The following is a 361-nucleotide window of genomic DNA, read 5'->3' as shown; positions in this document are numbered from 1 at the left end:
GCCTTTCGAGCGTCCGCAGGTCGGCCACGGCGAACGCGAGGTGGTCGATCCCGGCCGTGGCCACGCCGGAGCCGTCCACCGCCGTCTGCATCCCGACCACGAACCCCGCCGTCGGATGCCGCAAAGCCGCGTACGCGCCGGACCCGAGCGTTCCCGAAGCGAGATCCTCCAGCCCCAGGACCGCCCGGTAGAAGGCCGCGCTTGCGTCGACATCGCGCACCACAAGCTGAATGTGCGAGAACCCCAGGATCACCCGCGCATGCTACGCCGCCTGACCCCCGACGACCATGCCACCGCGTTTCGTCCAGGCCCGACGGTCTTCGCCCCTATGCGACGTCATGGCGCAATGGTGCCGCACGAG

The 361-nt window shown here is 70.1% G+C and carries 1 protein-coding gene; it reads right to left on the bottom strand.

The window, feature by feature from the left end; translation table 11 throughout:
• Positions 1–253 (bottom strand): VOC family protein (locus AC1DSF_RS31465; protein WP_478184227.1); only part of this gene is annotated, 253 nt, incomplete at its 3' end.
• Between the last annotated feature and the right edge of the window lie 108 nt (positions 254–361).

Source organism: Variovorax sp. 01N429 (assembly GCF_056399425.1).
The sequence above is the reverse complement of the archived record's forward strand: the minus strand, read 5'-3'. Positions and strand labels throughout refer to the sequence as shown.